Here is a 25,039-nt window from a genome sequence, read left to right on the forward strand (position 1 = left end):
AAGCAGATTTTTAATTATAGTTTTTCAAAAAAACTAAGATCTTTTTATCGCTGAAATAAACAAGAACAGCGGAAACTCTTTGCGGCAAAGGTTCTCGGCTTTGGCTCTCTTACCAGACGATTTTTTGGGAGAGGTCCACTCTTCCATATTGTCAATTAGGAGATGGGTTTTTGATAAGGATTGCACCCAGTAACTTAAAGGAAAATGAAAAGAATACGTTGTTTCGGAGTGTTTTTCTCCAGGATGAGCAACAATAGGCACTGATAAGGGAGAGAGATAACGATCTATTTTTCTAGACATCAACTTTTTAGGTTCATCATAAAACCAGGAAGAGAGCCTGGGAATGCGAAAACATGGATGGTTGAGTATGATGAATAATCTTCCTTGAGGAGCCAGAAGTTGAGCTGCATGCGAAATAGCTTGCGCTGGAGATTCCATGTTCTGAAGAGAGAGAATAGCTACGGCATGGGAGAACTGATTATGGTAAGTCTCTGGTAAGGGGTGCGTCATATCGTGATGCAGGAATTGACGAGATCTTGAACCGGAGTTTTTTTTTGCAAAACGCAGCAGACTAGGAGAAAGATCGATCCCTAGGTAGGGAAGTTTTTTAGGCAACTGCTTCTCTAAAACTCCTTGGCCGCACCCTATATCAACTAGGGATGACGAAGGCGATAATTGTAATTTAGATAGTAAATTGGGAAGAATCACTTCTCTATGATAGAAGTGTCCATCTCGGTCGACTGCTTTGTTGTAATCTTGGGCAATAGATTCCCAGGAAGTGTCTGGGGACATTTTTGTTGGTCTCGATGAATGAGAAGCCGATTTTTTGGACATAGCAAAGGGTGTGTTCCTAAATTTCTATCCCAAACACCATAAGTTGTTTCAGTCGGTTTCGTCAAGGAAGAACCTTCGTCAAGTTCTTAATATGAAACTCAAGAAAAGGAAGCCTCGGTCTCTAAGTAGAAATCAAATAAAGATTTGTCAATTAATAGATTGCTCGTCATTATTTTATGTGATTTTCCTTAAATCGGGTACAATATCTCTCAAATCACAGGTTAATTTAGGAATTTAGAGCAGAATGGCTGCTGTATAGGCTTTAGTTCTTTAGGGGGATAAGGGATAATTTTCGTTCTTCTCTTTTGGACACAGTATGTCAGTGGGCAGACTTTGGAAAGAATGACAGAAATTCTGCTGTAGGAGGGGAAGTAGAGTGGCTTGTTGTGTTTGCGTGTACGGTTACAATGAGATCTGTTATAAAGAGACCGTAGAAAAGGCTGTTGCAGTTGCAGTGGATTGTGTGCTTTTTAATGTAGCTGCGGTTGTGGCTACGCTCATCTCTGCAGTATTTCTTCTTATCAGATGGATTTCTTGTGCGATTTACAATTGTTGTTCTACAAAAGAACGATGGCATTTCCTTCCCACTACAGAAAGCCGTATTGAGTGGCTCACATTAATCCCAATCCTTGGCCCACTAGTCGTTGCTTCCGTTGTTTATGCTAAAGCTAGGGAGGATGGATATTGTTGTTTGGATTCTCTTGTGTGTGCCATGCAGTCACCATGGATGTTACTAGACTCTATTCGTCAGAATCGAAATGAACCGGAGTGGATGGTAGTCTAGAAATGTATTAGGAGGCCTTGGGAGAAAATAAAAATAGGTTAACTTAAAAATGGTAAGTTTCGATTTAAGTGTGACAACAACGAATATTGGTGCAGGATATGACGATATTCAACGTATGTTAAACGGTGTGACTTGTTCTTCCGGAGGAATGGGATTATTAACTCCTTCCGCATGTTCTCCAATGAGTAGTTTCTGTTCTTCTAACCAGCCCTATAGTGCTAGAGATTTAAAGAATCGCATTCACCAGTTTTGTCAGCATTCGGGTCCTATTACGGGATTTTATTCCTTGTACAATGAGAAGATTATGTTTGAGGAGGCTCTTCTTGTTCCGACTGTTCTTGAAGCTGTAGAGTCAACTTTTTGGATATCAGCTCTTTCTCGTTTAGGAGGAGAGCGTCCTTCGACTTTTGACACGGTAATTCTGAGCTTTTTTGTTGGGCTTATTTCTTTGGTGTGCGGGGCGATGTTTGTTGGTATTGTTTCTAGTGCCGTGAAAATTTATCGTCTTATGCAGACAATGAGGCAAGCACGTACTTTGAATGAAAATGTGCAAAGACTATTAGCTCCACAAGCTACGAACATGCGGTCTGCTTTTGCAAAACTTAAAGGGATTGTTGCTTCGAAAGCGCTTGATCAAGTAGAGCAAGGTTATCGCAAATTCAGAAATCGAATGATTACTTCTTTTGTTGCTAATGCTCTAATTACAATAGCCTTTTGTGCTTTATTAGCATCTGTAATTCTTTCTGCTTTCTTCATTGGTGGAGCAAGTGGGTGTCTGATGGCAGCGTTCTTCGGATGTTTAGGAGTGGGACTTGGATCTTTGACTATTGGAATGCTTGTGGGGATTGTCTCCGCTATCTGTCAGCGTAAGCATAAACAAGAAGCTGCACGATGCATTCAGAGAGGTATTTTTTACTCCCTTATTTTGGAGCAAATGCAAAGATTCCCCAAAGACTTTTTTAGAGATCCTGTGGCGAAAAGTATTATGGCCATTCAAGCAGGAGAAGCTTTGGATGAAGGAAAATTGTCTTGGAAAGAAATGCCAAGCATTACAGCTTGCTTAGGAAGAGAGGGATTAGATGCTCAAGCCTATTCCTTTATTTCTTCTTCTCCCTTGGATGGTCGTATAGAAGAAGCTTTTCGATGAGGCAAAAAATTTAATAAAAAAGAATTTTCTGCTCATCGTGAAAAGTTTGTGATATAGTGTGCCTCTTTTTGAAGTTATGGATAAGCGCTACAGGAATGTATGGGGTATTCTTTTTTTCGTCGCAAGCTTGCCGGGGTGGAATTTATAGAGAGTCCTGGAGATCCCGAGGCTCCTGTGGTTATTTTTTGCCATGGGTATGGAGCCAGTGCTGATAACCTTACCTTTTTCCCTTCTGTGTGTGTATGCGGTTCTTTGCGTCCCACGTGGATATTCCCGCATGGCATAGAGAAACTTCCTTATGAATTGGGTGGTGGCCGGGCGTGGTTTCCTTTAGATACTAAGCTTTTTGAGACTTTAATTTCTTCTCAGGAAGTTACTCCGGATACGGATCGTCTATACCAGCAATTATTGGACGTAGATTTTGAAAAGCCTAAACAGGCTTTAGAAGGCCTAATCCAAGAATTAGGGAAACCACGATCTGAAGTGATTATAGGAGGATTCAGCCAAGGGGCTATGATGACAACGCATCTTATGCTTTCTTCGCGGATTCCTTATAAAGGTGCATTGATTTGTTCTGGAGCTGCAGTTCCTAATCAATCATGGAAGGAAAATATTCTATTATGCGGAAAAACTCCTTATATCCAATGTCATGGATACGAGGATCCGATATTGCCCTACTTCTTAGGAGAGCGCTTACATAAGATATTGAGCCCTTCTTTATCAGGGGAGTTTGTTTCTTTTCATGGAGGCCATGAAATTCCCGTTGTTATGATGCAAAAAATACAGGAAAGCATCACGCTTTGGAACCAGCAGATATAGAGAGGTCAGGCGTGCTTTCTCAGCATATTGAAAGAATTAGGTCTGGGCAAGTCTTTGCTTTCCCGACGGATACAGTGTATGGGCTAGGAGTCTCGTTTCTCATACCTGAAGCTGATAAGCAGTTATTTGCTCTTAAGCGTAGGAATCCTCAAAAAGCTTTATCTGTTTATGTTTCTTCTCTTGAAGAATTGGAGTATGTTGCCCAGCGCCGCTTAGGAGAGGCTTCAATTAAGATTGCTCAAAAATTTCTTCCCGGTCCACTCACATTAATTACCAAACATAATAACCCAAGATTTTCTCAAAAAACGTTAGGATTTCGAATAGTTGAACATCCCATAGTGAAGCAAATTATCCAAGAAGTAGGTCCCTTGCTTGCCACCTCAGCAAATGTATCGGGGTTCCCTTCGGCGGTTTCTTCTGATGAAGTAAAGCAGGATTTCCCTGAAAAAGATATTTTAGTGATTTCTGGGACTTGCTCTATAGGATTGGAATCTACTGTAGTAGATGCTGAAGAGCGTATCATTTATCGAGAAGGGGTGGTATCTGCTGCGGAAATAGAAGATGTTTTACAAGCAAAATGTACTTGTTCCCCTAGAAGCCAGTCTTTTAGGGAAAGTATTCGTATTTACGTTGTAAAAAATCATGTGGATTTGAGCTCTTTTCTCTCTGCTAAGCTAGCCTTCAAGGGAGTTATTTGTCAGCATCCTCAGCCATGCACTTTTTACTCGGTTTTGAGACAAGCTTTGCGATCTTCTACTCAAGAAGTGATTTTTGTTTATGATGAAAAAAATACGGAATACCCAGTTCTTTCAAGGTTTTTAGGAGCAAGTTATGATAGTGGATATGCATTGTGACATGTTATCTCATGAAAATTTTTCTCCTGCAAATCCAGCCGTAAGAAGTTCTCCCGACCAATTAATAGAAGGGGGAGTTAATGTACAGGTATGTGCTCTATTCACTGAATCACAAGAGTTCACAACGTTAGATCAACAAAATCAATTGTTTTTTTCGTTAATAGAACAAGATGAGAGATTGACGCCAATAGCTTATGAGCCACAGATGGAAGGCTCCTTGCAAATGATCCGTAGTGTAGAAAATGCTTCGGGATTGGGTTCGGATAAGATTCCCTTACAAGCTCTGTTTCAGAAGCTTTTGATTTTACACAGTCAGGGGCCTTTAGCATATGTAGGTCTCGTCTGGAATTTCGCGAATCGTTTTGGTGGAGGGGTTTTAGAGCCCAAACGGTTGTCTAAGGATGGAAAAAATCTTTTAGAGTTCTTGTATGCTTTGGCGATTCCTGTAGATCTTAGCCATTGCTCAGATCAGCTAACAGAAGATATTTTAGATTTTACTGTAGACAAGCTTCCTAATATGTTTATATTAGCCAGTCATTCTAATTTTCGTAAGGTTCAGGGAGTTGCGCGCAATTTGTTGGATGTTCATGCTAAAGAAATTTTCGCAAGAAATGGAGTAATTGGGCTGAATGGAGTCAACTACTTTGTGGGAGAGTCTTTAGAAGATATGAGAAAGCATATCGCCTATGCCCAAGAGTTAGGTATCTTAGATGGCTTAGTGTTAGGAACAGACTTTTTTTATACGGACGAAGAGAAATTTTTCCCCAATTTTTCCACAGCCAAAGACCACCCTAAATTACAAGCTTTGATTGAAGACACTCTTTCAGTTAATCAGGCGCGGGCTTTGTTAGCAGGAACTGCCCAACAGTTTTTAACAAAGGTTGTTACTGCTCAAAAGAGCGTTGTGAATACAATTACACTTTAATGAAAACGTGCGTATATCAAATCAACGCTTCCTGAAGGGTGGTGAATCACATGATCCAGTGGCTTGCCTAAGATGTAATCATATTCCATATGGTATAAAGGTAGGCAAGTGAAGTCGTTTAGTGCTGTGTGATCGAATTGGGCGCAGGTTAAGGGGTGGAAAGTTATAGAAGTCGCTGTGGAAATAGAAAAATCTTGCATGGCGCGTTTTTGAACAAATACATGATATTCTAGTCCTTGTAGTACTAAGTTAATGCCTGCATTGCGACACTGTTCCTGCAACACTTCAGCTAATCGTTGGCAGCGAGTAATGTTGTTGGGGTATATTAGAGTTATTTTCCCTGGAAATTGTGCGGAAGAGTCTTCATAGCAACAAAATCTTTCGTCCTCATTTGGGGAGGGACTTTCAACCACTTTATATTGGTCTCCCAAAGCATATCTCACGAGTTCTTCCTTTCGAATGGCAGCAACTAATCGTTTTCGGTTGGCTAATGACGATAATATGGGGTCTTTAGAATTCAGAATTAACCAAAAGGTCCCGTCTACAGGATAGTGAGCATAGAAAGGAGAAGCCGAACGCAGTTCGAAAGGGATTCCTTGGTGCCAAGGTTGTCCTACCCAATCCACATCTCCTCTCCGCAATAGATGTAAGGCTGTATAAATATTCGGAATGATTCGAAAATCGATAGATTGTAGCTCTACAAGCGCGTCATCGTAGTAATGAGGATTTTTGTGCAGAACGAGAGTTTCTCCTTGTAAATAAGTGTGGACCATAAAAGGTCCGGAAGATAGGAGGGGGCTCTCAGGGCGATATACAGAAAAGAAAGGTGAGGCCAATATAGCCAGTAGTTGAGAGCTCGGGTCCTTTAATTCCACAACAACTTCTGAAGAAGAAGGAGCGTAAAAAGTTAGATTGTCAAATAACTCGGGGTAGCGACCTGTTTTTTTTGTGTGTGTCCATGCAGCAACAACATCTTCTGCCAGTAAAAGAGAACCATCGCTCCACTTGGCGTCTTTGCGAATAAAAAATCGATAACATAGTCCGTTTTCAGAAGGTTGATACGAAGAGGCAAGAGCAGGGATTAATCCAGAAGGCTCCTCGCGAAAGAGCGTAGCAAATAAGATTCTGGATAAAGAAAAATTGAACGCATTCTCCCCTTGTTCAGGAGAAAGGGAGTGAGGATCGTCATGAATGGCTATAGTTAGTGTGTGTTTTGGGAGAGAATAAGAGCATCCTGTTATCAAAAATATGACAATAACAAGAAAGATACAGCGGAAACTCATAAAAAATCTTTTGATTGTTAGCGAAAGGAATCGGAGACTTTTGTTTGTTGCTGGTTGTATTTCAGAAGCGTACAATGTTTCTGTAAAGAGTAAACAATATAGTCTCTTTTAGAGAAAAACACACAGTCTTTTTCGCTAAGAAAATCCTTTATCCTATTTCAAAAGAGTTAGTTTTATGTTGAATGAGTCATTGTTTTTATTACAGATCCTTTTTGTGATTGGTTTTGGAGCTTTTTTTGCAACAAGAAGCGTGAGCATGTTGTCTGCATGGGTTTCACTACTTTCTATCATTATGAATATCTTTGTATTGAAGCAAATTGTCCTGTTTGGATTTGAGGTAACTGCTGCGGATGTTTACGTCATTGGACTTTTCTCTTGTTTGAATTGCGCTCGGGAATTTTGGGGAAAAGAGGAAGCAAAAAAAATTATTTTTGTTTCTTGGTGTAACACGCTTGCTTTTCTGCTGCTTACACAATGTCATCTTTATTTGGTTCCTTCTTCTGGGGATGTGAGTCAACTTCATTACGAAGCTCTGTTTTCGCCTTCACTGAGGATCGTTTCCGCATCTATTATCTCAACTATGACGGTTCAATTTGTAGATTTTAAGGTGTTTGGATGGTTGAAACGATGTTCACAGGGACGTGTTTTTGGATTGCGTTCCGCTGTTTCTGTGGCGCTTTCGCAAAGCTTAGACACAGTCATTTTTTCTTTCCTTGGGCTCTATGGACTCGTTGCTAATCTTTGTGATGTTATGCTGTTTTCTTTACTATCCAAAGGAGCCGCTCTTTTATTAGCTTCCCCTTGCGTGGCATTGGCTAAAGTGTTTTATAACAGGATGAATAAAGAAGAGACCCTTTTAAGTGATTAACATTTCTTGATAAGCAAGCTTTATTTAATTTTACGAATTAACGAGAACCTGTTAGCATCCCAGCGTTCTCATTTCTCTAGCTGCTAAATAATTCAAGCTTTTTGTGAAAGCAGGTGTTGCAGAGAAGGTTCTTTGCGGGTAGTTTTACGAATAGGAAGAGACAGGAAAGAATTCATGTTGAAAAAGCCTAATAGAAACGATCCTTGTCCTTGTGGATCTGGGAAGAAATATAAGCAGTGTTGTCTGAAATCTCAGACGCAAACTGTTCGCCATACTCCTGATGGGAAGTTTAGATTTTCTATAACAGCTTCTCCTACGACTAGCTCTTCAACGGAGAGTTTTGCTAAGTTATTTCAGCGATCGGTGGATTCCTATTCCTCAGAGCAAAAAGAAGAGATGAGAAAGTTTCTTATCACCAAGAATAAGGAACCTATAGGAAAACGTGCGCTTCGAAAAGCAAAAGCAAAAGAAGAGAGAACGATTTCCAAGAAGCTCAGTCAGCATGAATTTCAAGTGTTGGATACAGATGCTTCGGATGAAAATATTTCTTCTGCGCAAGATCACGAACAGTTCCTTCCTACGCAAGAAGATTATCGTGTTCCAAAAAAAGGAGATTCGCAAGGGTCGGAAAATTCTTAACTTTTTCATTGCGAATAAAGTTTTCTTTTTGTCATAATATCACTTCTTAAGCTGGAGTAGCTCAATTGGCAGAGCATTCGATTTGTAATCGAACGGTTGAGGGTTCAATTCCTTTCTCCAGCAATTCTTTGGGGGTGTCGCATAGCGGTCAATTGCATCGGACTGTAAATCCGACTCCTTACGGATACGTTGGTTCAAATCCAGCCACCCCCAGGACTTCACTTTCTATATTCTCTTGTTAACAAAGTTCTAATCTCCGAACTTTGTTTTTTTTGCATTTTTTGTTTCAACTTTCTTTTAAAAATAAAAACTAAATTATTTTTTGACTTCTATTTATTAGTTTGTTTTTTATTCAAAATAAAAACTTGGAACAATAAATGAGTGCTTCTGACAAAATTATTAATGATTGTCGGTTTGACTTTGATACAACTGTTCATGGAGATCTGTTAGCTTCAAATTTAACTACTGAAGGTGACATTACAGCAAAAACGGTTTCTGCAACCGAGACCTTTTCTGTAGGAAGAGATGTTGACGTGAAAACAAAGGACATCGTTGTTGACGGTCTTACTGGAGCCGGGGGGTATGATCTAACAACTCAAGGCAAAATTTCAATCAATCTTAAAGGGAATCGACTTAGCAATGTCAAACGCCCTGTAAATGATACAGAACCTGTCCCTGCGAATTACATCCGAACTCCAGAATATTTTTTCTGTTCACTGAAATATGGAGCAAGAATCGAATGGAGCCAAGGATCAATTCTTCCTCTAGTAGGGCCTTCACGGCTGGTTTACCAATCGTCTCGCATTGGTAAATTTATCCGTTTTGCAGATTTCAGCGTCAATAATAATAGCATAAAAGTAGATCCGACAGGAACCAAAGGGCTACAACTACTATCTAGAGGGTTGTATATAATCAATGTAGGTATAGGAAAACGCTGGGGATGGAACAATGGATATGGGGGAGATTACTGCTTAGGAATACCTGGAGGAGTGGGATATAGTGAGAGTTCTACGTTCAGTAGAGGAGGGTACTATGCATCTACTGCTGTAGGAACAGCTATTCATATAAGAAATAAGCTGGCTAATCCAGATGAGATTCCTATAGCTGATCAAGAGGCAATGAAGACACTTTTGGAAATACGTTACACGAGTAAAGACGATTATTCCATCTTGTCTACTTTTTATCTTGGAGTGCTCGTATACCCAGAAGTAGGAGAATAGTTATGAAGAAAAATTTTTTAAAAGGAGTTGTTCCTATTCCCGGTTTGAGCACAGATGAGGGAACGGGGGTTAAAGATCAAAACTTATGGCTAAACAATGCAACTCTCAATGTAAGGGGTGATGCTACCGTTGAAGACAAGGTAACTGGACGAGATTTGAATGTGACAGGTCCTAAAATACAAACAGATGTTGATCTATCGGTAGGAAGAGATGTTAAAGGAGGGCGAACTGAACTTGGAGAAACGGTTCTGAAAGGAGATTTTAGCATCAAGTGTGATATGGGACAAGCCCCTCAGTTTACAAACTTGAGTGATCCTCTTTCAGCAAGAGATGCGATTACGTTTGACTATTATCGAGATAGGTCTACGCAAGCCTATAATTGCGTAACTGGATATAGGGTGTCCGTTGCAGGAGAGAGTTTTCTTGATCTGCATGCGAACAATAGCAGAGACGTAGAGTCGTTTACTCCTATGTATCGAAACAGATTCTATTGGAACGGCAATGATAAACAAAGGCTATACTTAAAAAGTCCTGGAATTTACCAGGTAGCTTTTCAGATATTGCGCAATTCGGGATATCACGCAGGGAATGACGACCCAACTGTCTTCTTAAGGTTATATACTTCCGAATATGAATACACAAATCTCTGTACAGGAGACACAAGAGGATTCTCTCAGGGTAATACGACCAACACTTCTTTGTATTCCATATTTTCTATCCCGTCCATAGGAGACGAGATGCCATTTGTACGTGTCTTTACTAAAATTTATATTGATATAGCTCGTACAATGATTAACGTGATCTGGTTCCCATTCGGGTCTTCTTATACGGAGGAGGATTAAATGACGACTCCTACAAATAATAACACCGATGTTTCTTTCCCAACATTTGTGCGTTTGAATATAGAGACGTTAGGGCTAAACGAAGAAAAAAAGAAAAAAGCTGTTATGATTTCAGAAATGTTAACAGCCAATGATATGGATATTACACAGGATTTGACTAGTAGTACGGCAAAACTTGAGTGTAAGCAAGATCTTATTGCTAGAGGTAATTTTAAGATTACTAATCCCCAATCAGATATTTTTTTCAACGGTCGAGTAAACTTAGCAGATAATACTGTAGATTATAAGCTATCCTCTAACAATCAACCAGTTTCATTTACGGAGATTAATTCTCGTCAAGGCAAACAGTATGTCCCCTATGGGTTATACAAGATAGGGGAGCCCAAAGTAAGTATGCGTTCAGCTACTTCTTCAGGCCATGTAGGTTCTGGAGATACTGGAGGTGGTGGGGCTGAGGTTCTTTGGGATGCCTATAATGAGGTAATGAAGGACACTCAAGATGAAGCGGTAAGCTTAGATTCTTCACATCGGGGTAAATTATTTTTCACAGCTTCTCCCGAAGCTCCGATTCTATTCCGACTTTCTGTCTTTTTAAGAAAAAGTGGGGCCTGGTTGGATAACGGAGTAGGAGGACCAGTTAGTCTATATGCAAATACCTATGAGGTCGGAGGAAAAGTAGTGCGTAGAATATTAGGAACTGCGGTTTGTTATGGATCCACCTGGTATACAACAGTTCCCATGTTTTGGTGTGCAGCTACTTACTATGCGACTTCAATGGGATATTTCCAGCTGATTGTGGAACAACGAAACTTCCGGGTTGCTTCTTTTTCTTGGAATGTTGTTCGCTTGCCATTTGTTCCATAACAAAGGTTCTTTGCTTATGCCGCTTGGCTAGCCGTTAGTTAAGCGGTTCTTTTTAGTAAAATAAAACAAGGAATCTTTTGTTGTAGACTGATCGAAAAGCTACAAGTATAGTACTAGGAAGAGAAGGCACTTAGTAGGCTCAGTCAAAGAACTTCGAAACAGGTATAAGGGTCCCAAAAATGGAAGAGCAATCCACAGTTGAATATTGGGGAGATTACAAAGTTATCGCGGAACTCGAGCAAGGATTGTGGAGTCGAGATGTTCTTACAGAACATCGGTTTATTAAAAAACGTTACGTGCTCAAGATACTTCCTTCGGAACTTTCATTGTCAGAAGATTTTATGAAAGTGTTTCAAAAGGTCATTGTTCAATTAGCTACGATTCGCCATCCAAGCTTGGTAGCTATTGAGAATGTTTCTCAGGAGAAGGATCGCTATTTTATTGTGACGGAAGAGAATAGCGGTACGATCTCTCTGGCCAAGTATTTATCTGGAAGAAAACTATCAGAAGAAGAGATTGTGTATTTGATTCAACAACTTTGTGAAGTTTTGGAGCTAGTACATGAAATAGGATTAGCTCATGGTCAGATTAATTTACATTCTGTTCATGTCTCTTTTATCAATGGAGTAGCCAATATTTATCTTCCTGAGGTGGGGTTCGCATCTTTGCTTAGAGAACGTATGTTCTCCTCTATTATGCAGAAAGCTTCCATGCAAGAAAGCGTGGAATGTATTCGTGATTTGTTGGTGTTTGAGGCTCCTGAAGAGAAATCAACCAATCACCGTGCGACAGATGCGTACTCAGTTGGTGTGTTAGCTTATTACTTGCTAGTAGGAGCATTTCCTTGGGGAGCTTTTCCTAAACCCTCGTCTTGTATACCTGACAGTATTTATGATTGGGATAGTTTTATTTTGAGTTGTTTGCAGCAACAACAACAAGCCAGACCGAAGCGATTGCGAGATGCTCTAAAGAAAAAAACATTAGGAGAGCAGCTCCAGTCGACTATTGACCACTGTCGTGAGTCCTTGCGTGCGATGGAAGTTCAAGAGGAGGTTTCGGAACCTATTGCTCCGACGTCTCTGATTCGAGAGGGAGAGAAGCTTTTTGAGGGCAAAGAGGAACAACAAGCTTTTGTATTAGTAGAGGCTAAATCGATTGATGAAGCAATGGTTACTACTGTGGATTCAGAGGAAGTATCGGAGAGTGGAGAAGGATATGTCAATCCGTTGCAGTCTTTATTAGCAAGAGAACCGGTCGTTAGTCGCTACGTAGAAATAGAAAGAGAAGAAGTGAAACCTCAACCGCTATCTACCGAAATGGTGTTTATTGAGGGAGGAGATTTTTCTCGTGGAAGCAGAGATGGACAGAGGGATGAATTACCGGTTCATAATATCACCCTTCCGGGATTTCTTTTAGATATTCATCCTGTTACGAATGAGCATTTTGTACGTTTTTTGGAGTTTATTGGCGGAGAACAGGACGAACATTATAATGAACTAATTCGTTTAAAAGATTCTAGGATTCAGCGTCGCTCAGGCAGGCTTATTATTGAGCCTGGATATGCTAAACATCCTGTTGTGGGTGTGACTTGGTATGGTGCTTCTTCTTATGCAAGTTGGATAGGCAAGAGGTTGCCTTCGGAGGCTGAATGGGAAGTGGCGGCTGCCGGAGGGAAGTTAGGAATGCGTTACCCTACCGGAGAAGATGTAGATAAAAGCAAAGCTAACTTCTTTAGTTCAGATACAACGCCGGTTATGAGCTATCCAGCTAATATACTAGGTCTTTATGATATGGCAGGGAATATATACGAATGGTGCCAGGATTGGTACAGTTACGATTTTTATGAAAATTCCGCTTTAGAGCCAGATTCTCCTCAGGGGCCTCCTCAAGGTGTCTATCGCGTTTTGCGAGGAGGGTGTTGGAAGAGTCTAAAAGAGGATCTCCGTTGTGCACATCGCCACCGAAACAATCCAGGGGCAATTAATAGCACCTATGGGTTTCGTTGTGCGAAAGATGTAAAATAAAGGGCTTGCTATGAGAGCTTTGTCTCAAGACTATTATATTGCTTTATGTACAGAGTTGATAGAGCATGATCGGCGTTATTATGTGTTGGATCGACCTACAATTTCTGATTACAGTTATGATATGAAGATGCGAGAGCTTCAAAAAATAGAAGCTCAACATCCGGAGTGGAAGGTGCCTTGGTCGCCAACCATTTATTTGGGAGATCGTCCTTCTGGTCAGTTTCCTGTAGTTCCTCATTCACATCCTATGGTGTCTATAGCGAATGTGTACTCTTTAGAGGAATTAGAGGAATTTTTTTCCCGGACAGAAAAGCTGCTTGGTTATTTCCCTACATATTCTTTAGAACTCAAAATTGATGGAATCGCTGTTGCGATTCGTTATGAAAACAGGACGTTTGCTCAGGCTTTGAGCAGAGGAAATGGAGTTAAAGGGGAAGATATTACAGCTAACGTAAGTACGATACGTTCTTTGCCTATGACTCTTCCTCAAGATGCACCAGAAGAGGTAGAGGTTCGAGGAGAGGTATTTCTTTCATACCAGGCTTTTGAGAAGCTCAATATTTGTCAGCGAGAACAAGGGAAATTAGAATTTGCGAATCCTCGCAATGCTGCTGGAGGGACTCTTAAGCTGTTGTCTTCTAGGGAGGCAGCTAAAAGGAATCTGGACTTATCCATTTATGGACTCATCACGAATCGTGAAGAGCATTCTCACTTTGAAAATCTTGGTCTATGTGCTCATTGGGGATTTCCTATCGCAGGCATGCCTAAACAGTGCCGCACGAAAGAAGAGGTTATAGAACGCATACGAGAAGTTGAAGGAATGCGATCGCGGCTTCCCATGGCCATAGATGGGGTGGTCGTTAAGGTCGATAGTGTTGCCGAGCAGCATCGTTTAGGATTGACTAGCAAGCATTATCGTTGGGCGATAGCCTACAAATATGCTCCGGAAAGAGCAGAAACCATTTTACAAGATATTACCGTGCAGGTTGGTAAAACAGGGATTTTAACTCCAGTTGCCGAACTAACTCCCGTTTTGCTGTCTGGGAGCCGAGTGTCTAGAGCATCTCTATACAACGAGGATGAAATAGAGAAGAAGGACATTCGCATAGGAGATTCTGTTTACGTAGAAAAAGGTGGAGAAATTATCCCTAAAATCGTTGGGATTAATTTAGCTAAGCGTTCTCCTGATAGTAAACCTTGGAAAATGCCAAGCCTATGTCCTATGTGCCATAATCCAGTCATTAAAGAAAGAGTGTCTGTTCGTTGTACAAACCCTCTTTGCCTTGGGGGAATGTTAGAAAAGATTTGTTTCTTTGCAAGTAAGGGAGCTTTGAATATTGATCATTTAGGCGAGAAGGTTATAGCCAAATTATTTGAAATGGGGCTGATTCGTTCTTGTTCCGATGTGTTTGCGCTTACAGAAAATGATTTGAAGCAGGTTCCAGGATTTAAGGACCGTTCTGTCCACAATTTATTAGCGAGTATTGCAGGAGCCAAAGAAGTGACTTTGGATCGATTTTTGACAGCGCTTTCCATACCTTTTGTAGGGAGTTCTGGGGCTATAGCTCTAGCGGACCATTTTGGAACTTTAGATAAAGTAATGAAAGCTTCCTTGGATGAATTACTCTCTATAGAAGGTATTGGTCAAAAAGTTGCAGCGTCTATCATAGATTTCTTTTCTAAAACTGAGAATGTAGAAGAGATTTGTCGTATGCAAGAGTTGGGGGTTCGCATTCTTCCTAAACAGGTAGATAGATGGGCCCCTTTACAGGGTAAGATTTTTGTTCTTACAGGGACTCTTCAGGAGATGACGCGATTACAAGCCGAGGAGCGTATTCGTTCGTTAGGAGGAAAGATTAGTTCTTCTGTATCGAAGAATACCTATGCTGTAGTTGTGGGAAGAGAAGCTGGGTCTAAGTTAAAAAAAGCTCAGGAATTAGGGGTGCAGGTTCTAGAAGAAAGTGATTTGTTAAAAATTCTTAATCAAAACTAGCTAATTTCAAGATGCGTTTTACAAAGCTTTTATCAAGAGATCTGAGATTTATATGTAAGAATTTGGTATAATATTTTTCTTTAAAAAAGATTTTTTAGGAAAATATGACAAATCCGGCTGCAACTTTATCGACAAGTCCGGACCTTTCTTTGAAAGAGAGACTGGACGCTTCTGGTCAGCTATGCACTCAAGCTGGTCAAGGGAGTCCTCAGCCTCTGAGCTTAGAAGCTCGACGCTTGAATTCTAACTTCTCTATGCGACGGGATTTGGTCGATGTTGTAGAAAAAGCTATTGAAAGCACCAAGGGGAATGAGCTCAAGAAACTTACTATATATGAAATTGCTCTAAAAGTTTGTACGGTGATCGGGGCTGCGATTCTTTTCGCTATTCCTCTTTGTATGTTGCTTGGAGTTCCTTTATGGATCCCTGTTGTTATTTGTATAGGTGCAGGAATTACGTTCAGTATTGTTAAGGGCTGTTTACGAAGAAGGTGTCAGCAGATCCGACAAGAATATCGCGCTCTGCATCTGTATCATCGTTATCTGCTTTCTAATAAAGACTCTATCGACGGGACTTTTTTGAGTCGTTTCGATGTTCGTGTTCGAAAGCCTGAGGAAAAATTACACGGAGTAGATTCTGAAAAACGCGGAGATAATCATCCAATAGCTGCGGATCGAAAATATGATTTTGCTGGATTAGCTCATCAACGTTATCAGGTAGATGCCGCTATTGGAATACCATCTGTTCAAAATAGTTTTTGGAGATCTGCAGCTCAACAAGTGAAAGTTGTTAAAGATGAGATTATCTCAGGGGAAAAGACTAGTGAAGATCTACGTCTTATATCTAAACAAGCTTTGCAAGTAGCTGGTATAGATTTTTCTGGAGCAGCAGGAAAAGAGTCCGTACTAGATGTAGCTAAATCTTTAGCAAGTTTATTAGCCTTTGGGGCTCAAGTTGGGAAAGATGCCCAAAAATCTACACAGCAATATCATCAGCGATTTTTTGGCAGTCCTCTTCTTGCAACATGGTGTGGGGCAGATCTTTCTTTGGCAGCTCAAGATTTTGTTGCGCAAGGAAAGAATTTTTTAGACGTTTCTAGCCGTCATTATGCGACGCTTCAAATTGCTATTGAAAAGGTACAGTTGGTGCCCGTGTTATGTAAGATCCGGGGATGGAAAGATAGGATTCGTTCCCTAGCTCAACAAAAAACACTCACGGCAGCTCTTTTACGCAAGTTGTATTGTGAAATCGAAGATGCTATGCATGAGATCTGTATTGAAGATGGGATTTCTCCTTATATACAGGATCAGGTGCGGATTGTAACGCAAAAGTGTTTGCGAGAAGAGTTAAAAGATCTTCTTGGGAAAACAGATGAAGAACTGAAACCATGTGATCTTTCTAAGATACAGAGAAGCGTCTGTTTGTTTGCAACTTCCGTTGTTTCTCTTTTAGAGGGTCGAATGGGGGTTTCAGAAAAAAGTTCGATAAAAGAAATAGAAGAAACCGTTTATCGGGAGTTAGGCAGTACCATTTTACAATTGGGGGGATTATCTGGTGGAATTACCCCATTGATTGACAATGTGCATAAAGCTATTAGACAGGGAAGAGCTCTAAGTAATGAACTCCGCCAATCAATACAGTTACACCCAGAGCGACGTTTCCATCGCTTGCAGGCTAAGGTAGAAAAATTACAAGGATTTATCCGCGATCCAAAGTGGGGGGCTTCCGCAGTTCACCTTTCTTCTCAAGAGACGTTAGAGCAAAAACGCCAGTTGCTTGACAAATTGACTGGAATCCAAACGCTCTTATCAGATTGGGAGACACGTTACAGTGTGTTTAAAGAGACGAAATTGACTCACATTGTAATGGAAGACTTCTTCAAAGAAACCGAAAAATTTTTAAATTCTCACTCTGCTGTAGCAGAGTCATGTTCTTTGGATTGTTCTGTCGAAGAGCTGAAGGACTGCGATCAGGCTTTGAACGCAGATTTAGGAAATATAGAGAAGGTTATGAATCCAGCAGATGTAGAATCTGCGGAGAGGGAATTTAAGCAGTTAATATCAGATCTAGCTGGCGTACAAGAGCAGCTAGACCAGCTTTCTGTCCCTATTTGTGAAGAAGGGGTGAGTGGTAAACGTCTCTTATTGAATACACTGCTCTCCCATCCAGATACTCTACAGAAGAAAGAGTTAGAAAAAAGGGCTGCTTTAGAAGCTTTCACTTCGGGAGAGGATCCAGAGTTTCCTGTCAGAAAAGAGGAAACTTTAGATATGGTTTCTAGTGGATATGACTATCTTTCTAATCTTTTAGGTAAGATCAACTCCTTTGAATCTATTTTGGAAGAATCTAGAGATAAGAAGATCTCTTCCCAATATATGCAGCAGTTAATGGGCTTAGCGAATGAAATTTCTTATGAGTTATCTTCGTCCCGAAAAGATCCGATAGACAACCTATTGTGTCGATTAGAAGGGTTAAGTACATCGATTCCTCTAGAAGAGAGTGTTGAAGTTTCCTCATCCCCTGTGGCAGAAAAAATTGCGCGGGCTTCTTATCAGCGAATTAATAGGGTGGAGAAAAGCAAAGTTTCCAAAACGTTAAAGGCTTTTACACACCTTATTAAGGAATTGCGAAGATCTTTACGTAAAGCAATGCTCTCTAAAGCTGTAGTGGCTGCGGTCCTTTCTATCGCCTTTTCTTGCCTAGCCATTGCGCTATTTTCTGTACAGCTGACTTGGTTGCCTATCGCTTTTTGTGTCATTGCCTTAGTGCTGGAGGCTATCCCTGCTGCATTGTCTATTTGGGTAGATAAAGAGAACTGGAAGGTAGAAGTTGCTTCTCTTGCGAAGGAGTTGTCTTCAGACAAAAGGAAGCTTCCTTATCCAGAGATGGATGTTCAAAATATCAGAAAGTTGAAAGGCCTTAAAGACTCCTATGGGTTAGATGGTGTTTCTGAATTGCGTGTAGCGGAAGCAGCTTTATTGGGAGCAAAAAAACTTCCGGAAGAGCAAAAGCAGGATACTTTGCAGAGTACGATAAAAGCATTGAGAGCCGATTTGAAGGTTCTTAACAAGAAGTTTAAAAGGCTTCCGGAATCCTATCAGCCTAAAAAATCGTCAGAAGCTGTCTCAGCGAAACGAAGCAATGGAAACGCTGCTTCAGTAGAAAAAGAGCTAGCTGCTCTAGAAGAAAAACAAAAAGAGTGCCATGCTGCCTGCTTACAATTTGAAACTGAAAGTTCGAGATTTTTGGCAGAACGGAATAGAGCAAAATTGTTTGAGTCTAAAATAGCTCAACAACGTAAAGAAAGGGAGGAGCTAGGGAATCAGGAAGCGCGCTATACTCAGGTAATCAGTTGTTTAGAAGCGTTTATTGCAAGAAAAGGCGTATCTGCTCAGCACAAGTCTAAAGAAGATCTTTCTCTCAAAATAACTGAGTTGTTGTCTCTTAACAATCAGAGTCTCAAAAAACGAGATTGTAACCCGCTCTCTAGGATGCAAGGACGATTTCAAGCATTTGCTGAAGAAGGGTGCTTACAAGACGTCAAGGGATTGTTGGAATTGAATATGTGTTTAGGTTCCGCCGAATTTTCTCTGTATCGTGATGAACAAAATCGAATGAGTTCCGAGAGATTTCCCTTCCAGAATTCGCAGCAACTTCTTCAGTACGGTAAAAATCTTTTCGATTCTTATGATAAAGGCGATCGAACTCCACTTTTGCAGTTTATTTTAGGATCTGGATGGGGGGCGATTCGTGAAGCTTGCTTCGAGCTGAAATCTTTAAATAAACGTAAGCAAAAAGGCTCTTCTTTTGCTCCTGAAGATTATGAGAACGCTTGTAAAGCTTTAAAGAGGTTCCTTAAAGCACGAGAAAGTCTACGTTTTAAACTTAGCCTCCCTTTAGGGGGAAATAGTGAGTTAGAGATTGGATTGCAACATCACATACGGAATCAGCAATGGACAAAGGATCGTTTAACAGGTAGACACCAAGAGTGTTGTCGAGATATTTTGCAGCATTTAGAAGATTGGATTACGAAAACTCGAAACGAGTCCCAAGAATGCCAAAAAGTAGAAACGGAAATACAAAACTTTTGCCAAAAAGAAGGATCCTGCAAAAATTTACAAGATAGTGTGAAGATTCTATTTTCTAATTTACAGGCAGATCTGAACAAAATTCCTCAGGATATTCTTCGAGCTGTCTTACGTTCTCTATCCTTGAAGCTTTGTTATATTATGGACAAGAAATTAGAATGTGAGAAGTTGGAGGAAAAATTTGCTAAGGTTGACGCTGTTGTTAAAATAAAAGAGTCTGAGTTCGAGGAGCATGGAGAGAAGTGGTTTGATCAGTATCAACTGTTACAAACTCAAATGAAACAGCTAGAGCTACAAAAAGAGAAATTATTGGCGGAGAAAAACTAAAAAGAAGAGAGGTTTTTGGTAAACCTCTCCTTCTGTTAGAATGAAGTTTTGAGATCAAGGATTTCGTTAATCAGACACTTTCTGTAGCAAAAATACGGAGCAGGTAGGAAATGAGTTCGTGCAATTTGAATGCGTGTGTTCTGTAGCCAATATAACGGTCCGGGCGAATAATAAACAAAGATTCGGGATTGGCATGGTACAGTCTATGTACCTTAGGATTTTCAGTTGCAATAACATCTACCCATTCCCCATACTCTTCGAGAAGAGCATGCGTTAAATCTGGACGCTCCTTAAAGAAAATAAGCAAATGCTTGGCATTTTTTAACGAATCTAATAGATAGCCCGCAGTTTCAAGTTGAATATCTAAAGCGCGAGACCCTGGTTTAGGTCCGCGAATTTCTTTATCATTAGGAGAAACCTTAATAATATCACTAGTTTCGTATTTTGAAGCTCGATGAGAGGGGTAGTATAGTTCTCCTTCCGCTGTATCAAGCTGTCGACATCCCTTAAGGTAGTAGTACATTAAAGCTGGAGTATACATCTTTGAAAAAAGAAGCTTTGCAGTTCTTTTTTGATGAACCTCATTAAAATGAGGTAACACATGACTTGTTTTCAACTCTCTGGAAAGAATCAGTTGAGAGGAGGCTGCTTTTTTTATTACTGGAAGAAGTTTCCAGCCTAAATTAAAAGCTTCATGAATATTTAAGTTCACTCCAGAGAGATAAGAAAAGGAGAGGTTGTTAGCAACGCTTCCTAAAAAAATGTAGCGGTTATGGCAAAAAGGATATTGCATAAATGATGCAGAAATGGAAAGAGGGTTTTCTGCTAATGCAAGACCATATGTGTACAAAAGCTTGTTTTTAAATTTAGGAGAAAGAGGGCCAGAAGTGTTTGCTAGGTACAGCTGACGAGATCCTCTATATGGGTTGTAAAAAACAAAGTTAGCAAAATTTTTCGTTACAGGAAGAAGGTGAATATGAGCTTCTTCAAAAGGTTCTCCTTCTTCGCAATCTACGAAAAGAGCTTCTTTATGGAATTTTTTTGGTTTGATTTGTGTTTTGACTAAGTCTCTAAGATCTGGATCCGCATCCATTTCACAAGCAACGATCCACTTAGGAGCAAAGATCTCCCGTTTTTCATAGACTTGCGAGGAAGTTTTTGTGCTCTCTATGAATAGATTTTCTTCGACTTGGGTAACAGGTCTTGTTGCCCAATCTACTACGCCACCACGTTTTTGAAACTCTTGGAGCAAATGGTTAACCAAATCCTCATAAGAAATCAAAAGGGAAAAAGGATAACGAGAAGCGGAAGACTGATTAAATTTAAAGAGCACCGTACGTTGTTTCCAATGATAGCGGGCACCAAAGAATTTACGTCCTTTATCCAGCAGGTCTCCCAAAAGATTGATGTTATCAAGAAGTTCTAAAGAAGATGACGATAAAACCAAGGGAAGAGAAGGTCGAGGAATGGCAAGGGGGGCTGTTATGCTATCTCGGGAGTCGATTACTTTAATGCAGATGCCATGCTGCTGTAAGATGTTGGCAAGAATCAATCCTGAAGGATTGGCTCCCATAATTAAAACATCGATCATAGTAGTGTCCCCACGAGCAAATGTGTACTCTATTTGAGAAAACGTCCACTTAAAGGAAAGGGCGAAAATATGTCTGTGCTAAGTGAAGGAGTATACGCAAGAGATCTTTTAAAAGGAATCTTGAGAATATAAAACCTTATAGAAAAAATTAAAGATTTGATTGGAAGTGCATTAAAATATCTTGTAAAGCTTGTTGTCGGTAAGGAGATGAAGCTATGTCATGTTGTGTGTCAGCATAAATTTTGAAACACATTTGTGCTGGAGCCGCTCCTAGAAATAGTCGCTGGTGGGACATAGAAACGATACAATCTTTGAGTCCATGTTGATGAAGAATCGGAATTTTTTTCGGTAAAGAAAGCATAAGGACGTGGTCTTGAATGCCTAAGAAAAAATCGATGTCTTCTCGACAGAGTTTGATAGGAAGATTTTTGAACCCAAATGCTTTACCCACGCTGTCAGCTGCAGAAGAGTCTGCTAGATTGGACATGCCAATTGTTGAGCAGATTTCTTTGAGAAGAATAATTCCATCTGCAACAGGGGCCCAAACAGAGATGGCTCGAATTGTATAATCTCTAGGTTTATAAGAGCTAGCTAAATGTATGGTAGTATGACACCCTAACGAAACCCCAGCGACACCAATGCGATGAGCATTGACCTCTGGGTATTTAGATACGGCTGCTAGGATGTCTTCTCCATTTCGTAAATAGGTCCGAGCTGGAATTTGATCGCAGATCCCCTCGCTATTTCCGCATCCTGCCATATCAAATCTAGCAACAGCAATTCCATTCGAAGCGAGAAGGTAGGCAAGTTCGCGATAAACTCCATCAGATCCATAACAATTTCCTCGGAATCCATGGAAAAAAATGACGGTTGGATAGCCTCCTTCAGGCATGGGAGTTGTTGGGGTATGGAAGACTCCTACAAGGTTATATCCGCAGCTCTGGACATTAACGCTGCGGCAACGTTCTTGTGGCACAGTTTTCTCTTCAATGATGGTGAGATAAGTTTCTGGAATTGAGGGAAACCCTGGAACCTCAACAGGAGCCGCAAAGCCACTGTTGGACAATAATAAACATAAGAAGGAAGCAAACTTTTTCATTCTATAAAAAGCCCTTTATTTTCAAAAAGCTTCTAAAAGAAGCATGTTTTTGCAGTTTTTCGTTTCGAAAAAAAAACGAAAGGAAAGAATGATAGGGCAATTTATTGGATAAAACAACTCTTTTTGCGAATTTTCAAAAACAAAATTGGTTTTATAGGGAGAAGCCAAGCTTAGAAAGGGCGTCAATAAATTGCTTGAAAGATGATTCATGTGGATAGGCGGCATTAGGATTCTCAGTTAAAATTTTTTAATCGAAAAATAAAATTTTTCTTGAAAAAGAGAGCCTAGTATTTTCTCTTTAAACAAAATAGAGAGCAGATCTTGATTATTTTTGAAAATAGCTATAGCATATAGGCTGATTTAGCATTTTCTTGAGAAAAGGTTCATTCATGGCCAGCAAAAACCGCGAAATTATTAAATTGAAAAGCACAGAAAGTTCTGAAATGTATTGGACTGTTAAAAACAAAAGAAAAACAACCGGTCGACTAGAACTTAAAAAATATGATAGAAAGCTGCGTAAGCACGTTATCTTCAAAGAAGCTAAGTAGGCTTTTACCTAGCTTCTAGATCCTCATGGGTGTCATGAAGTTAGAATTATTATTAGCCTTTAAGTATCTAATTCCAAGAAGAAAAAGTTTTTCCTCTTCCATAGTTTCGGTTTTTTCCGTAGGGATCGTTGCCCTTGTTGTGTGGTTGTCCGTGGTCTTTATGTCTGTGATCCACGGACTACAGCAAAGATGGGTGGGGGACCTCGCGAGGTTGCACGCTTCCATTAGAATTGAGCCCTCCGATAAATATTATGAGTCCTATTACTATCAGATTGACTCTCATGCCGAAGCTTCGCAATACATTTATAAGACCATAGGGGAAAAGCTTCTTTCTGATCAGACAGATCCATATGATCCAGATGTGGATTTTGCGCTTCCAGAAACATTTCCGGCTCCAGAGTTCTCTGTGAGTGGAAAGATTGTGGATCCTGTTCATATAGCTAATGAAAAGATGCTTTCTTTTCTTCCTTCCCGGAAAGGCTCTTTTGTTGAGTTCGAAGAGGGGATGGGGTATGTGCATATGGACAGAGCTTCTCAAAGTAGTAGGATAGAGCCTCGCTCTCTGTCTCAGTACATTGCGTATTCTTCAGAAGCCTTTTATCAGCAACGCGTTCTTCCTTTCGAAGAAACGGACTACTCAACAGAGGTTCTAAATCGCTTCAATGCTTCGTCCGAAGGTTGGTTAGCTGATTTTCTTCTTCTTCAAGAGAAATTTCGAGGTGTGTCAGTCATTCTTCCCGTCCATTATCGAGACCTCGGTTATCGAGTTGGGGATACAGCATCGTTGTCTATCTTTTCTGTAAAAAAAGAAGGGGAGGTCCGATTCCCTTTGCGGGTAATTGGATTCTATAATCCAGGTGTTTCTCCCTTTGGGGGAAAAACAATTTTTATTGATAAAGATCTTGTTGCATCTATTCGTTCAGAATCTGAGGGACTAGGTATGCACAATGGATGGCAAGTATTTCTTCCAGATATTAAAGAGATTTCTGTTGTCAAAAGAACCCTTCAAAAATTGTTACAGGAAGCTGACGTTTCCTCATATTGGGAAGTATCTTCTTTGTATGATTATGAGTTCTTTAAGCCTATTTTAGATCAGCTTCAAAGCGATCAGGTTTTATTTTCTATAGTTTCTTTTATTGTGTTGATAGTGGCTTGTTCCAATATTGTGACCATGTCCATTTTGTTAGTGAATAACAAAAAACGAGAGATTGGTATTTTGAAGGCCATGGGAGTTTCTTCCTCGCGCCTGAGATTGGTGTTTGGAGTATGTGGAGCCTGTTCAGGGATGCTGGGTGCTTTATTGGGATCTATTTTAGCAGCATTGACATTAAAGAATTTGGGAGTTTTGACTCATTGGTTGAGCGTATTGCAGGGAAGAGAAGCTTTTAATCCGTCCTTCTTTGGCGAACAACTTCCCCAAGATTTCCACCTTCCAACGGTTATCTGCCTTTCATTAGGAGCCTTTGTTTTAGCAGCAATTTCTGGGGCTCTTCCTGCGCAGCATGTTGCACGCATGCAGGTTTCTGATATCTTAAAAGCTGAGTAGAATTATGGGAATTCTTATTGAAGCTCGTCATGTTTCGAAAACGATTAAGCAAAGAGATCTCCATATTGATATTCTGAAAGAGGTGTCTTTTCAATTGCACGAAGGAGAGGTTGTTGCGATTACCGGAGCTTCAGGGAGTGGAAAAAGTTCTTTGTTACATCTTTTAGGAACTTTGGATCAGCCAAGTTCTGGACAAATATTATTTTTTGGTAAAACTGTTCGTCTCGAGGACCTTCCTATTTTTAGAAATCGTAGAATAGGATTCATTTTTCAAAATTTCTATTTGTTAGAAGATGATTCGGTGATCAATAACGTATTGATGCCTGCGCGAATTGCAAGAAAAGATACTGGGAAGAAGTCTGAAGCAAGAGAAAGAGCGATTTATTTATTAGAATCTGTAGGGCTTGTAGATCGACAAGAAGAAAAAGGTTGCTTGTTATCTGGGGGAGAAAAACAACGAGTTGCCATAGCGAGAGCTTTGATGAATGATCCTGAGATTGTATTAGCTGATGAACCTTCTGGGAACCTGGACCGTCGAACAGCCGATACGATCCATGAACAGCTGCTATCACTTGCGGGGAAGCATCGTGGGGTATTGATCGTAACTCATGATCGAGAGTTAGCTGAAAAATGCCATCGAGAAGAAATTCTCCGCGATGGCACTTTAACACAGCGTAGAAGGGGACCCCTCCAGGCTTCCTTGAAAGGTATAGGCACCCTTCCATCCGGGAATTATTAAGAGCC

The 25,039-nt window shown here is 40.3% G+C and carries 20 protein-coding genes and 2 tRNA genes; 18 read left to right on the plus strand and 4 right to left on the minus strand.

All coding sequences use genetic code 11. The features are described 5' to 3' along the window. Positions 1–33: 33 nt before the first annotated feature. The gene (locus TC_RS02035; protein WP_010230391.1) at positions 34–834 is read right to left on the minus strand and encodes a class I SAM-dependent methyltransferase; all 801 of its coding nucleotides are present in this window, start codon (positions 832–834) and stop codon (positions 34–36) included. A 376-nt stretch (positions 835–1,210) separates the two neighbouring features. On the opposite strand from TC_RS02035, the gene TC_RS02040 reads away from it, so the two are divergent. From TC_RS02040 to TC_RS02060, 5 genes are all read left to right on the plus strand, one after another. After that, a complete protein-coding gene (locus tag TC_RS02040; RefSeq protein ID WP_010230393.1) occupies positions 1,211–1,618 on the plus strand; it encodes a hypothetical protein in 408 nt (135 codons plus the stop codon). Between the two features lie 49 nt (positions 1,619–1,667). Next, the gene (garD, locus tag TC_RS02045) at positions 1,668–2,765 is read left to right on the plus strand and encodes an inclusion membrane protein GarD (RefSeq protein ID WP_010904332.1); all 1,098 of its coding nucleotides are present in this window, start codon (positions 1,668–1,670) and stop codon (positions 2,763–2,765) included. A gap of 99 nt (positions 2,766–2,864) precedes the next feature. After that, complete coding sequence (locus TC_RS02050) at positions 2,865–3,584, plus strand: hydrolase (protein ID WP_010230395.1); 720 nt, start codon at positions 2,865–2,867, stop codon at positions 3,582–3,584. Positions 3,585–3,595: 11 nt separating this feature from the next. Then, positions 3,596–4,438, plus strand: coding sequence for an L-threonylcarbamoyladenylate synthase (locus TC_RS02055; RefSeq protein ID WP_010230397.1), 843 nt, complete (start codon positions 3,596–3,598; stop codon positions 4,436–4,438). Next, positions 4,416–5,363 (plus strand): membrane dipeptidase, encoded by a 948-nt coding sequence (locus TC_RS02060; protein ID WP_010230400.1) that lies wholly within the window; start codon positions 4,416–4,418, stop codon positions 5,361–5,363. The genes TC_RS02055 and TC_RS02060 overlap by 23 nt, the downstream gene beginning before the upstream one ends. Here TC_RS02060 and TC_RS02065 read toward each other — a convergent pair. Further along, on the minus strand, positions 5,360–6,646 hold the full coding sequence (locus TC_RS02065; RefSeq protein ID WP_010230402.1) for an ABC transporter substrate-binding protein: 1,287 nt from the start codon (positions 6,644–6,646) through the stop codon (positions 5,360–5,362). The two genes, TC_RS02060 and TC_RS02065, sit on opposite strands and share 4 nt — an antisense overlap. A gap of 175 nt (positions 6,647–6,821) precedes the next feature. Here TC_RS02065 and TC_RS02070 point away from each other — a divergent pair, with 175 nt between their 5' ends. From TC_RS02070 to TC_RS02115, 10 genes are all read left to right on the plus strand, one after another. Continuing rightward, positions 6,822–7,514 carry a queuosine precursor transporter gene (locus TC_RS02070; protein WP_010230405.1) on the plus strand — a complete coding sequence of 231 codons (693 nt, stop codon included), beginning with the start codon at positions 6,822–6,824 and terminating at the stop codon, positions 7,512–7,514. Between the two features lie 174 nt (positions 7,515–7,688). After that, entirely contained in the window at positions 7,689–8,153 is a 465-nt protein-coding gene (locus TC_RS02075; RefSeq protein WP_010230409.1) for a YecA family protein, read from the plus strand. A gap of 50 nt (positions 8,154–8,203) precedes the next feature. Next, positions 8,204–8,276: transfer RNA gene (locus tag TC_RS02080), tRNA-Thr, on the plus strand. A gap of 7 nt (positions 8,277–8,283) precedes the next feature. Further along, positions 8,284–8,366 (plus strand) — tRNA-Tyr (locus TC_RS02085). A 164-nt stretch (positions 8,367–8,530) separates the two neighbouring features. Then, a complete protein-coding gene (locus tag TC_RS02090) occupies positions 8,531–9,373 on the plus strand; it encodes a hypothetical protein (RefSeq protein WP_010230412.1) in 843 nt (280 codons plus the stop codon). Positions 9,374–9,375: 2 nt separating this feature from the next. Continuing rightward, a complete protein-coding gene (locus TC_RS02095) occupies positions 9,376–10,215 on the plus strand; it encodes a hypothetical protein (protein ID WP_010230414.1) in 840 nt (279 codons plus the stop codon). Next, a complete protein-coding gene (locus TC_RS02100) occupies positions 10,216–11,079 on the plus strand; it encodes a hypothetical protein (protein ID WP_010230417.1) in 864 nt (287 codons plus the stop codon). A 179-nt stretch (positions 11,080–11,258) separates the two neighbouring features. Beyond that, the gene (locus tag TC_RS02105) at positions 11,259–13,103 is read left to right on the plus strand and encodes an SUMF1/EgtB/PvdO family nonheme iron enzyme (RefSeq protein ID WP_010230419.1); all 1,845 of its coding nucleotides are present in this window, start codon (positions 11,259–11,261) and stop codon (positions 13,101–13,103) included. Positions 13,104–13,113: 10 nt separating this feature from the next. Continuing rightward, positions 13,114–15,096 (plus strand): NAD-dependent DNA ligase LigA, encoded by a 1,983-nt coding sequence (gene ligA / locus TC_RS02110; RefSeq protein ID WP_010230420.1) that lies wholly within the window; start codon positions 13,114–13,116, stop codon positions 15,094–15,096. 104 nt (positions 15,097–15,200) lie between these two features. Next, positions 15,201–19,511, plus strand: a complete 4,311-nt coding sequence (locus TC_RS02115; protein WP_010230421.1) for a hypothetical protein — start codon at positions 15,201–15,203, stop codon at positions 19,509–19,511. Positions 19,512–19,581: 70 nt separating this feature from the next. Here TC_RS02115 and TC_RS02120 read toward each other — a convergent pair whose 3' ends face one another. Then, a complete protein-coding gene (locus TC_RS02120) occupies positions 19,582–21,102 on the minus strand; it encodes an FAD-dependent monooxygenase (protein WP_010230422.1) in 1,521 nt (506 codons plus the stop codon). A gap of 148 nt (positions 21,103–21,250) precedes the next feature. Beyond that, positions 21,251–22,201 carry an alpha/beta hydrolase gene (locus TC_RS02125; protein WP_010230423.1) on the minus strand — a complete coding sequence of 317 codons (951 nt, stop codon included), beginning with the start codon at positions 22,199–22,201 and terminating at the stop codon, positions 21,251–21,253. Between the two features lie 389 nt (positions 22,202–22,590). Here TC_RS02125 and rpmG point away from each other — a divergent pair, with 389 nt between their 5' ends. From rpmG to TC_RS02145, 3 genes are read left to right on the plus strand one after another with little or no spacing between them, the layout of a single operon-like run. Continuing rightward, a complete protein-coding gene (rpmG, locus tag TC_RS02135; RefSeq protein ID WP_010230425.1) occupies positions 22,591–22,749 on the plus strand; it encodes a 50S ribosomal protein L33 in 159 nt (52 codons plus the stop codon). A gap of 34 nt (positions 22,750–22,783) precedes the next feature. Then, entirely contained in the window at positions 22,784–24,295 is a 1,512-nt protein-coding gene (locus TC_RS02140) for an ABC transporter permease (RefSeq protein WP_010230427.1), read from the plus strand. Positions 24,296–24,299: 4 nt separating this feature from the next. Next, complete coding sequence (locus TC_RS02145) at positions 24,300–25,034, plus strand: ABC transporter ATP-binding protein (RefSeq protein WP_010230428.1); 735 nt, start codon at positions 24,300–24,302, stop codon at positions 25,032–25,034. Positions 25,035–25,039: the final 5 nt, after the last annotated feature.

The organism is Chlamydia muridarum str. Nigg (assembly GCF_000006685.1).
In the GTDB taxonomy this organism is placed as follows: domain Bacteria; phylum Chlamydiota; class Chlamydiia; order Chlamydiales; family Chlamydiaceae; genus Chlamydia; species Chlamydia muridarum.

Bases quoted from the DNA above. Each gene is read 5' to 3' on its own strand.
- TC_RS02035 (WP_010230391.1), bottom strand. From the start codon at position 834: ATGTCCAAAAAATCGGCTTCTCATTCATCGAGACCAACAAAAATGTCC.
- garD (WP_010904332.1), top strand. From the start codon at position 1,668: ATGGTAAGTTTCGATTTAAGTGTGACAACAACGAATATTGGTGCAGGA.
- TC_RS02050 (WP_010230395.1), top strand. From the start codon at position 2,865: ATGGGGTATTCTTTTTTTCGTCGCAAGCTTGCCGGGGTGGAATTTATA.
- TC_RS02060 (WP_010230400.1), top strand. From the start codon at position 4,416: ATGATAGTGGATATGCATTGTGACATGTTATCTCATGAAAATTTTTCT.
- TC_RS02065 (WP_010230402.1), bottom strand. From the start codon at position 6,646: ATGAGTTTCCGCTGTATCTTTCTTGTTATTGTCATATTTTTGATAACA.
- TC_RS02070 (WP_010230405.1), top strand. From the start codon at position 6,822: ATGTTGAATGAGTCATTGTTTTTATTACAGATCCTTTTTGTGATTGGT.
- TC_RS02075 (WP_010230409.1), top strand. From the start codon at position 7,689: ATGTTGAAAAAGCCTAATAGAAACGATCCTTGTCCTTGTGGATCTGGG.
- TC_RS02090 (WP_010230412.1), top strand. From the start codon at position 8,531: ATGAGTGCTTCTGACAAAATTATTAATGATTGTCGGTTTGACTTTGAT.
- TC_RS02095 (WP_010230414.1), top strand. From the start codon at position 9,376: ATGAAGAAAAATTTTTTAAAAGGAGTTGTTCCTATTCCCGGTTTGAGC.
- TC_RS02100 (WP_010230417.1), top strand. From the start codon at position 10,216: ATGACGACTCCTACAAATAATAACACCGATGTTTCTTTCCCAACATTT.
- TC_RS02105 (WP_010230419.1), top strand. From the start codon at position 11,259: ATGGAAGAGCAATCCACAGTTGAATATTGGGGAGATTACAAAGTTATC.
- ligA (WP_010230420.1), top strand. From the start codon at position 13,114: ATGAGAGCTTTGTCTCAAGACTATTATATTGCTTTATGTACAGAGTTG.
- TC_RS02115 (WP_010230421.1), top strand. From the start codon at position 15,201: ATGACAAATCCGGCTGCAACTTTATCGACAAGTCCGGACCTTTCTTTG.
- TC_RS02120 (WP_010230422.1), bottom strand. From the start codon at position 21,102: ATGATCGATGTTTTAATTATGGGAGCCAATCCTTCAGGATTGATTCTT.
- TC_RS02125 (WP_010230423.1), bottom strand. From the start codon at position 22,201: ATGAAAAAGTTTGCTTCCTTCTTATGTTTATTATTGTCCAACAGTGGC.
- rpmG (WP_010230425.1), top strand. From the start codon at position 22,591: ATGGCCAGCAAAAACCGCGAAATTATTAAATTGAAAAGCACAGAAAGT.
- TC_RS02140 (WP_010230427.1), top strand. From the start codon at position 22,784: ATGAAGTTAGAATTATTATTAGCCTTTAAGTATCTAATTCCAAGAAGA.
- TC_RS02145 (WP_010230428.1), top strand. From the start codon at position 24,300: ATGGGAATTCTTATTGAAGCTCGTCATGTTTCGAAAACGATTAAGCAA.